The sequence below is a fragment of the Acinetobacter sp. YH12249 genome, from assembly GCF_013417475.1.
Taxonomy (GTDB): domain Bacteria; phylum Pseudomonadota; class Gammaproteobacteria; order Pseudomonadales; family Moraxellaceae; genus Acinetobacter.
Genome location: NZ_VPDX01000017.1, coordinates 66,879 through 76,264, shown reverse-complemented (window position 1 = coordinate 76,264; position 9,386 = coordinate 66,879). Strand labels below are relative to the sequence as shown.

At 34.4% G+C, this 9,386-nt stretch carries 13 protein-coding genes and 2 pseudogenes; 7 read left to right on the top strand and 8 right to left on the bottom strand.

Annotation, left to right across the window (positions count from 1 at the left end):
• A pseudogene (locus FTV25_RS10300) lies at nt 1–108 on the top strand (IS5/IS1182 family transposase); the annotation flags it as partial.
• Nucleotides 109–125: 17 nt separating this feature from the next.
• Here FTV25_RS10300 and FTV25_RS10295 read toward each other — a convergent pair.
• Nucleotides 126–266 (bottom strand): hypothetical protein, encoded by a 141-nt coding sequence (locus FTV25_RS10295; protein ID WP_162835331.1) that lies wholly within the window; start codon nt 264–266, stop codon nt 126–128.
• A 269-nt stretch (nt 267–535) separates the two neighbouring features.
• Here FTV25_RS10295 and FTV25_RS10290 point away from each other — a divergent pair, with 269 nt between their 5' ends.
• The 5 genes from FTV25_RS10290 (at nt 536) to FTV25_RS10270 (ending at nt 4,144) form a co-directional block, all read left to right on the top strand.
• Nucleotides 536–940 (top strand): transposase family protein, encoded by a 405-nt coding sequence (locus FTV25_RS10290; protein WP_004783114.1) that lies wholly within the window; start codon nt 536–538, stop codon nt 938–940.
• 200 nt (nt 941–1,140) lie between these two features.
• Nucleotides 1,141–1,386, top strand: a complete 246-nt coding sequence (locus FTV25_RS10285; RefSeq protein ID WP_004783115.1) for a transposase family protein — start codon at nt 1,141–1,143, stop codon at nt 1,384–1,386.
• A 150-nt stretch (nt 1,387–1,536) separates the two neighbouring features.
• The gene (locus FTV25_RS10280) at nt 1,537–2,172 is read left to right on the top strand and encodes an SOS response-associated peptidase (RefSeq protein WP_180003245.1); all 636 of its coding nucleotides are present in this window, start codon (nt 1,537–1,539) and stop codon (nt 2,170–2,172) included.
• Between the two features lie 119 nt (nt 2,173–2,291).
• On the top strand, nt 2,292–2,849 hold the full coding sequence (locus FTV25_RS10275) for a LexA family transcriptional regulator (RefSeq protein ID WP_034170368.1): 558 nt from the start codon (nt 2,292–2,294) through the stop codon (nt 2,847–2,849).
• A complete protein-coding gene (locus tag FTV25_RS10270; protein WP_180003243.1) occupies nt 2,846–4,144 on the top strand; it encodes a Y-family DNA polymerase in 1,299 nt (432 codons plus the stop codon). The genes FTV25_RS10275 and FTV25_RS10270 overlap by 4 nt, the downstream gene beginning before the upstream one ends.
• A gap of 97 nt (nt 4,145–4,241) precedes the next feature.
• Here FTV25_RS10270 and FTV25_RS10265 read toward each other — a convergent pair whose 3' ends face one another.
• From FTV25_RS10265 to FTV25_RS10250, 4 genes are all read right to left on the bottom strand, one after another.
• The gene (locus tag FTV25_RS10265) at nt 4,242–4,394 is read right to left on the bottom strand and encodes a hypothetical protein (protein WP_004785976.1); all 153 of its coding nucleotides are present in this window, start codon (nt 4,392–4,394) and stop codon (nt 4,242–4,244) included.
• A 214-nt stretch (nt 4,395–4,608) separates the two neighbouring features.
• Complete coding sequence (locus FTV25_RS10260) at nt 4,609–5,010, bottom strand: type II toxin-antitoxin system HigA family antitoxin (RefSeq protein ID WP_004785978.1); 402 nt, start codon at nt 5,008–5,010, stop codon at nt 4,609–4,611.
• 1 nt (nt 5,011) lies between these two features.
• Nucleotides 5,012–5,302, bottom strand: a complete 291-nt coding sequence (locus tag FTV25_RS10255; protein ID WP_180003241.1) for a type II toxin-antitoxin system HigB family toxin — start codon at nt 5,300–5,302, stop codon at nt 5,012–5,014.
• A 549-nt stretch (nt 5,303–5,851) separates the two neighbouring features.
• On the bottom strand, nt 5,852–5,998 hold the full coding sequence (locus FTV25_RS10250) for a hypothetical protein (protein WP_179992345.1): 147 nt from the start codon (nt 5,996–5,998) through the stop codon (nt 5,852–5,854).
• Between the two features lie 581 nt (nt 5,999–6,579).
• Here FTV25_RS10250 and FTV25_RS10245 point away from each other — a divergent pair.
• Nucleotides 6,580–6,921, top strand: a complete 342-nt coding sequence (locus FTV25_RS10245) for a hypothetical protein (protein ID WP_175967532.1) — start codon at nt 6,580–6,582, stop codon at nt 6,919–6,921.
• Nucleotides 6,922–7,014: 93 nt separating this feature from the next.
• On the opposite strand, the gene FTV25_RS10240 is transcribed toward FTV25_RS10245, so the two are convergent.
• The 3 genes and pseudogenes from FTV25_RS10240 to FTV25_RS10230 all read right to left on the bottom strand — a co-directional run bounded on the left by FTV25_RS10240 (nt 7,015) and on the right by FTV25_RS10230 (nt 8,958).
• Nucleotides 7,015–7,257 carry a hypothetical protein gene (locus FTV25_RS10240; RefSeq protein ID WP_034705379.1) on the bottom strand — a complete coding sequence of 81 codons (243 nt, stop codon included), beginning with the start codon at nt 7,255–7,257 and terminating at the stop codon, nt 7,015–7,017.
• A 711-nt stretch (nt 7,258–7,968) separates the two neighbouring features.
• Nucleotides 7,969–8,208, bottom strand: a pseudogene (locus tag FTV25_RS10235) (magnesium chelatase); the annotation flags it as partial.
• 327 nt (nt 8,209–8,535) lie between these two features.
• Entirely contained in the window at nt 8,536–8,958 is a 423-nt protein-coding gene (locus FTV25_RS10230) for a hypothetical protein (RefSeq protein WP_257218937.1), read from the bottom strand.
• Nucleotides 8,959–9,386: the final 428 nt, after the last annotated feature.

Sequence of the window (9,386 nt, the reverse complement as noted above, 5' to 3'; positions counted from 1 at the left end):
AAAACCTTCAAAATCCTTGCTGAGCGTTATCGAAATAGAGGTAAAAGGCTTGGTTTGAGATTCAATTTAATCGCTGGAATCTACAACTTGGAACTGAGCAAAAAATGATTTATGAAAGAGGTCTATTATTCAACAGGGTTTGCTGCTTGACTGTCTACCTGTTCATTCTGAGGAGTAGGATTGTTTGAACCGTCCTTTTTGTATTTCATTTTCTTATAACAATAACTCGCAAGTACACCTGCACCAATTAACGTTAATAACTTCATCTTTCACCTCATGCTCATAAATGCAAGCCTATATAACTAACATCTATATTTGTAGCTTTCCAAAGCCATTTGGAGTGTTTTTTTAAATAAAAAGTTAAATTATGTATATCTGTATAGATTAAATAAAAGTTTAATCTTTTCATAATATTAAATTTACTTAAAATATTATTGAGTTAAATATTAGACTTCCGTCATAAATCAAAAAACGTACAATTTATTTGATCTTAAATTAATCAGCAAAATTATTTAATTCAAGGGATAATTCTTGGATGAAATTCAAAGATATTCAAAAATTATCAGACGTTAAATTTCGTAGGCTTACCGGTGTTAGTTGGGCTACATTTAACCTCATGTTGGCCGAGCTAAATAAGCATTTACCTTGTCATATTGGTAAAGGACGACCGCATAAATTACCGTTGGAAGATCGTTTGCTCTTATGTATAGAATATTGGAGAGAATATCGAACGTTTTTTCATCTTGGTATGAGTTACGGTGTATCTGAAACGAGTGCAATTCGTATCACACGTGTTATTGAAGATACCTTAATCCGTTCTGGAAAATTTAACTTGCCAAAACAACTTCCTAATCGAGATGAAGTGGATTGGGAAGTTGTTGTGATTGATGCAACTGAAATATTAGTTCAACGTCCAAAAAAAACAGAAGAAATGGTATAGCGGTAAAAAAAGCGACATACCTTTAAATTTCAGCTATCTATGCACTATACAACAGGTGAAATACTGAGTGTATGTGGAAGTCATGGAAGCATGCATGATTTTAAAATATTTAAAAAAAGCATGAGGAAATTAAAATTTAAGCCCTTTTTATCGTTGATAAGGGGTATTTAGGGATAAAGAAATTGGGTTTTGGATGCCTCATGCCATCTAAAGCAAAGAAAACTGAACAACTAGATTCTGAATTAAAAAAGTTAAATAAAGAGATTGGTCGTAGACGAATTCAAGTAGAGCATGTATTTGGAAGGATGAAATGTTTTAAGATTTTATCTTGTGTATATAGAAATCGTCGTAAACGATTAAACCTGCGGTTTAATTTACTTGCTGGCATATACAATTTAGATTGGGTGAAAGATAAACAATTAAATTGGTTGAAAAATGATTTATGAAGGAAGTCTATTTTTAGGCTCTAAATATATACTTATAAAATAAAAATCCTGCTTGCTGGTCAAAATCCAACTTACGATATTCAAATTGTTTTGCACTTATCTCTCTTATATTTTAATTCTCATGATAGATCATCATGAGAGCGTTCGCCCATGTGTTCAAACTATGAATTCCCCTCAAAAAGCCGTCTCTCTTTATTAGATATTCATGAAGAGCAACTTGAACTGGATATGAAAACGCATGTATATCCCTTGGCTCCTGCTCCCATCATTATGCGCGGTGCTGACGAGTTTGAACTGGATATCGCACGGTTTGGGCTTATTCCTTCTTGGGCCAAAGAATTAAAATTTGGTCGGCATACTTATAATGCCCGGACTGAAACGGTTGCCTCAAAAGCAAGTTTTCGGCATGCCTGGAAAAACAATCAGTTTGCTTTGGTACCTGTAGATACGTTCTATGAACCCAAATACACTAATGGCAAATCTCATTGGTATGCTATTTCTCGTGAAGACGGCGATCCTTTTACTGTTGCAGCCATTTATGATGATGCAATCATTGAGGGTGAAAAAGTTCGGTCTTTTTCAATGCTCACAATTAATGCGAATCAGCATCCTTTTATGAATCAATTCCATAATCCGAATGATGAAAAACGCTCGATTATTGTGATACCGAAAGAGTCAAGACAGGACTGGCTGCACTGCAATCATGAGGAAGCAAGTGAGTTTTTCTTCGAAATGCGGGATGAATTTATTGCAAAGCTACGAGATTCCCGTTTGTCGGAAAACTGAAATATAAAAGCAATTTAATTATTAGTATCTGATTTTAAAGCATTTAATTTATTTGTATAAAAATAAAGCAATCATTACAATCTTGATTAATGTAACAACAATCAAGAAGTAGCAGGTTTATGACAAATTCGCATGGGGGCTTTAGAATTGGTGCAGGCAGAAAAAAGGCCGAAGAAACCAAAGTAATTCGTGTACCTGAATCCAAAGTCCTGGATATCAAAGCATACTTAAAATCACTTAAAAAAGAAAATGAAATCAGTGATATTCGCCAGTTTGATCCTGTTACCCAAATGGAAATTCCTTTAGTTACTGAACGCGTTCAGGCTGGTTTTCCCTCACCTGCACAAGATTATATTGATAAAAAACTCGACCTGAATGAATTCCTGATTAATAACGCTAATGCTACTTTTATTGTTCGAGCCAATTCGCTGTCAATGTTGAATGCAGGTATTGATATCAATGACGCCCTGATTGTGGATCGTAGCATTGAAGCGCAACATCGAGATATTGTGATTGCCTGTGTAGATAACGAATTTACTGTCAAACGGCTGATTATCGATGTAAAGGGTTGCTGGCTAAAAGCCGAGAATGACGACTATCCCGATATTCATCCTGTAGAAGGTCAGCAATTTGAAATCTGGGGTGTGGTCACCAACGTCATTAAAAAATTCAGATGAAATATCAGCAGGAAATCTATGCGCTGATTGATGTCAATAACTGCTATGTCAGTTGTGAGCGCCTATTCAATCCGAAACTGAATCAGGTACCTGTGATCGTGCTGTCAAATAACGATGGCTGTGTAGTTTCACGTTCGCAGGAAGCAAAAGATCTCGGCATTAAAATGGCTGTTCCATTCTTCCAGATACGCAATATTGTCGAACAGCATCAAGTTCAAGTGCTATCCAGCAACTATGCCCTATATGCAGAAATGTCCAAACGTTTTCATTCTATTCTGTCTGAATATGTAGCCCCTGATGAACAGGAAGTTTATTCCATAGATGAATGCTTTCTGAAAATTACAGCTTATGCAAAAGATCATGATTTAACAGAATATGGTCAGGATATGCGACGGCGTATTTTGCAATGGATTGGCCTACCCGTCTGTGTCGGTATTGGTCGTTCCAAAACCGAGGCCAAATTAGCCAACTATATGGCCAAGAAAGCCAAACGCTTTAATGGGGTTTGCGATCTTTCTTCTATGCATCCACAACATAGAGATTACTTCTGGAGCTTGATTGATGTTGCTGAAGTCTGGGGGGTTGGGCGCCAGCAGAGTAAAAAGTTGAAGAACTTAGGTATACATACTGTTCTTGATTTAGCTCAGGCCGATTACCATCGAATCGGAAAATTATTTTCAGTTCTTATGCAAAGAACTGTGATGGAATTACAGGGAATTTCCTGTATTGAACTGGAACAGGCGTGCCAGCCCAAGAAGCAGATTATTTCTTCACGCTCATTTGGTTGCCGAGTAACAGATCTTGAAGCTTTAACGGAGGCTATGAGTGATTACCTGCAAAATGCCGTCAAACGCTTGAGAGAAGATCAATCCTTATGTGGTTGCATCATTGCTTTCGCTCAATCCAATCCTTTTGACAAGAACGAACCCTTTTATCATCAATCTGTCAATATCGCTTTTTCTGAACCCAGTGATTCCGCTGTTATAATGAACCGGGCGTTGATGCAACAGATGCATGAACTGTTTTTAGAAGGTGTTGAGTTTAAAAAATGTGGGGTTATTCTAACGGCGCTTGAACCTAAATCGGCCTATGTCTATGACTTGCTCTCGGACCATGCTCAGATCGAGAAAAATGAGAAGCTTCAACAAGCGCTAGAAAAAGTAAAAGAAAGATTTGGGGATCAAAAGCTGGCAATTGGAGCAGCTAAAATTCCTGACCGGAGCTGGGCCATGTCTCAACAGTATCTAAGCCAGAATTATTTTAGTTGGGATGGACTGTTAAAGATTGATCGTTAATTTCATCTTCCCAGTAAGGTAAAGCAGAAATTTTCCGAAACTTAAATCAAAATCTAAAAAGCCCTAAATTTAATTAGAGCTTTCTGATATTAATATCTTACTTTTGCTCCCTCAGTGGATGCTCTGGCTCGGCATTAGGCTTTTTCTCAGGTTTTACACCCTTATAGGTTGCTTGATTGCCTTTATCATCATTAGATTCTTTTTGCGGATTATCTTCTTGCTCTGTTTGGTGGTCTGCATGAGTTGTCATATATATTCCCTTTCCTCTAGATGCTTAGAAAATTATTAGGACATATAAGGTTAAACATCAATAATATTTATGTTTTCCATACATTTTAATAAACATATATTCTTCTAATCAGAGCTTATATAGACTTCTTGTTTAATCTAAATCTGCCTGGTTGTGCAACCTGCTTCCAGAAAACACAGCTCATAGATCAATTTATAATTTAATTTCTTATTACTTAAAAGAAAGTATCTGCAGAAACATTAAAACGTTCAGACAAAGCTTTAATATGGCGGATATTGAGCTGACGTTTACCATTCAGGATTTCAGAAATGACCGACTGGGTAGCTATATCAGATAGGTCTGATTGGCTTAGGCCATGCTGTTCCATCAGGAAAGCCAATGCAGTACGTCCATCTCCTTCTGGCATCGGCAAATGCTCATGCTCGTAAGCTGAGACTAAGTCACCCAATTGAAGAATCAGCCCCATTAAAGGATGCGATTCATCATCACCTACAATATCTAGAAGTTCATCTAAAGCTTCAGTAAGGGTATTAAAGTCTTCTTCAGTTTCTGGCTTGCTGAGCAATGGTGCAACATAACGCCAGTGATCAACGGCCTGTTTAATCATTGCATTCATATTAAGCCTCCTTCCAATGACCTTTGTCATATTCCTGATGGGATAAGACATGGCGAATATAGACACGTTTTGCCTGGTAGATTACAACTGCAATCAACCTGATCTTGTTGCCACCAATATCAAAGACATGAAATTTCCCGACTTTATCGACTGCGGGAAATAATCGCTTCATGTCGGCAAAATCCTTAGGATCATTGGCCTTGATAATTCGATACCAACCATCCAATGCAGTTTCAGCGTGTGGCCACTTTTGTATTGCTTCCAGAATCCGAGCGTGAGTGATCACATGCATAATTATTTATCGCATTTTGCTATATTTAGAGTATAACCTAAATATCGCATATTGCAATAACACTTAAAGCATGAATTTAGGTAGGGTAAGTATTTATATGCTTAACTTAAAAAATGAAAATAGATAAATTCTTATTTTAATAATATTTATTAATTAACTATCAATAATTTATAAAAATATAGCGCTGATATGTTGGTTCTATTTTCAAATATCAATAATAAAAAATGAAAACCCCGTCGAGCTATATCAAACGGGGATTCAACATCCATCTATACCGCGAAGGTCTAGAGAGTTAATTTAAATCTTTCAAGCAATCACGACACTTTTTGACTTCGAAATCATCGACTGTGTAATCAATTTCAGTCGCACCATGAAGACCAAATAAACAACATATAAATTGGAACATGTGTTTCTCCTGACTGTGAACAGCTCGATCATGGATCGAGCTTAGTTGCTTTAAAGATAATGGCTTACAGCTCCACGATTTATTTACCTTGAAACTATTGAATCACTCACCTGTACTGCGATCGTACAGGCAAGCTATAGCCTCTAAATTTGCACACTCTCTTCATGTTTTGGCGCTTGGTCTTTGGTACCCTGATCCTTGCTCATCATCCGGCACATTTTTTCTTTGCAAGATTTAAAGCAACATCCCACCATGACACCCATACCAAATGCACAGATACATCTCATCATAGCTCTACCCTGTCTTTTCATGAAAAGAGATATATAAATAACATCTATTCATGTTTCACACTTGAACGTATTTTCAGGTTTTATGTTGTATATGAAAACTTATGTGAAGGATAAATATCGGAGAATCATCTATTTTTGACATATTTATGATCTAAAAAATGGGCCCTGCTTAACTGTCTGGATTAAACAGGGCTTTTTAACTTGCTGATTTTAAATTATTTTATCTGAGTTGTTGTAGTGGTGATAAAGTACCACTTGTCATGCATCTAATATGTATATGAAATATAGAGGCTTTTTTACTAAATGTTGAATATAGGTTATGTTTTATATTTTATTGGCTATTTTTCATCAACTTAGATGCAATTAAATACAAAAAACTTTGATTCATTCAGTTTTCATTCAATCAAGTGAGTCATAAAAGCAGATATGCAACTTATACATATTGGTAGATATTTTACTTATTTTATCAAAGTCCTTTTCATTTTTTATTTTCTCAGCTGTCAATGAGTTTAAAGGCAGGTGCTCTTTCACTCATTTCTCTTTATAATTTTTCCAACGACTGATAACAATATATTGTTGCCATGAAAATATCACTATTCATAATTACCCTATTGGCATTGGCGATCACAGGCTGCCAGAAACAACAGGCAGATGTATCAGCTGAACCTGATCCAGCAGTGAAAGCTCAGTTTGAACAATCAGATGCCCGATTGAGTGCTTATTTAGATAAATTAGATTCTTCTACTATTAGCCTTGAGGAAAGAACACATATTTTATGTGAGGATTATCCTAAAGAATATAAAACTCATTATATGCCGGCCCTAATAAAACTAATGCCACAAGAATATGAGGAGCAGGAATTACTGAAAGATCTGAAAAATGCGCTCGACTTTTATAAAGTAAAATCCAATATTCAATGCTGATTTATTCTGAACAATAAAAAAACCGCCTTAAAGAAGGCGGTTTTTTGTAGAGATTACACAGCTTAGATATGAACGCTGCAGCTTTGACTAATCTTATTGATTACGCAAATTTTGCTGCTGGTTATCTTGTTGTGGCTGTTGCTGTTGTTGCTGATTGCGTTGCTGGTCCTGTTGGCCCTGCTGACGCTGTTGGTTTTGCTGTCCCTGCGGCTGTTGCTGCTGCTGGTTCGGCTGTTGCTGATTTTGATTCTGGTTTTGCTGACGTTGTTGGTCTTGCTGTTGCTGTTGTTGTTGGTTCTGTTGGTCTTGCTGATTTTGCTGTTGATTATTAGCCATGGTGTAACTCCTTACTATTTGCTTTAAATCGCCGATGATTAGGTTTCGACTTAATATTCACTCTACCTATTTTTAAAAATTCGCCAAGTTATTACCTGTTACATATTAATTCAATGTAAAAAAAGGTAAGTTAAGTAATTGAAGTCTAGATTTATAAGAAACATAAATTACTTTTAATAATAGAATGAACACATATTGAAAGCTTTCTATCTTTAATAAACTTTATTTTTCAATTAAATTCATAACTTAATCAAAAAACTGTATATACGCTTAAATTTAAAATAAAATCTAGAAATACATTTTGATACTTATATAAAATATAATTATATTTATAAAGATATTGAATTTTATTAATTATTTTAAATTATAATTTTTTATACATGCTTAACCTAATTTTTTAAAAATTAGATCATTAAATATAAAAAAAGAAAAACCCATTTTCAAATAGCAGACCATATTACATAGAATCACAAATTAGGCCTTTTCAGTTGCCAATTTACCTTGACTTTATATTTTTAAAATTATTAAACCTTTTGCAGATACTGGTGTTACTGCAAGCATCAATTACATCATCGGTGGTTATGATCGTATGGATGTGAAACAAAAGAACAAAGTAGTATTCGGACTAGGTTATAGCTTCTAATTTTCTCTGAATAAAAAAGGTGACTTTAGGTCGCCTTTTTTATTACTTGGATTCTCAAATTAAGTTAATCAAACGTGCTGCCCGCGATAAGACAAGGCTTCGGATAAATGCCCAGTCTGAATATCTGGACTTTGATGAAGATCGGCAATGGTTCGGGCAACACGCAAAATCCGATGGTAACCTCGTGCTGATAAATTCAGTTTCTGCTGTGCCAGTTCAATCATTTTTTGAGCTGGTGGATCAAGAGGGGCATATTGCTCTAGCTGTTTCGCACTAAGACTCATGTTCAAGGCACAAAATAAAATTCGCTTTCTTTTCGAAAATCTGTATTCTTTCTAAGATTAGAATTACTTATATTTCCACTAACAGTAGTATTTATAATGAAATTATTATATAAGTTGTAATTAATAGATGGGGTAATATTAAAAGAATTATAGTTTTGAGTGGTTTTTTCATTATTTTTTAATTGGTAACCAGGATTTCGGAATAAAAAATCTGATGAATTATCTATGAAAAGTGAAGAGTAAATGGAGGTTGAGGCTTTACCTGTTTTATTAAACTCATCATCTAACGATATAAATGGTTGTGCAATAGTATTAATGGGAATAAGAGTTAATATACGATTTTTTCATAATTTACTTATTTTGAATTTTGAATTTTGAATTTTGAATTTTGAATTTTGAATTTTGAATTTTGAATTTTGAATTTTGAATTTTATCAATATAAAAATCAATATCTTTTTCTTCATAGCCTAAAATATGCCCAATTTCTCGTTCTAAATCAATATTTATTTTTTCGATATTTAATTGTTTATTAATTAAGTCTAATAATCTATAAGCATTATCTTTTTCATTATGTATATAAAAAATATATACATCAATCTCTAAGTCTTTCAGTCTAGATTTAATCTTACTAAAAATTAAATTTATCTCACCATTCTCACAAGGTTCTCTGAATTCTTCTGGAAAAAAATCAAATAATGCAATTTTTTTTTGATTTACTCTCATTAACTCAAGTTCTATTTCTTCGTGTGGTCCAATTTTAGGATTAGTAGTCATATATTTGTCTCTAGAATAAAAGATAGGAGTAAGATTTAAACTCCTATCTTTGTTAAATTACTATTGTAGCTTAATGTAATAATATTGACAGTAATTTGGTGAGTAGATACCACCATGTCTACCACCACATTCCGCACACACATATGGTCCAGTTATACCGCCTTGAGTTTCTTTCATATCACTTTCTGACATTAGATCTTTTTTCATAAATCAAAAAACGATCAATATTTTGCTTATTATTTGTACCAAACAATTTTAAATAATCATGCATAATCTGCGAATGAAATATACCGATTCAAAGAAGTGTTCTGAAACACAGTTCAAGCGATATACAGGCATCTCATGGTCAACCTTTGATTTAATGGTTAAACAACTTAAAATGCATATCCCTGCTAAAGGCAGACCGTCCAAATTAAGTATAGAAGATC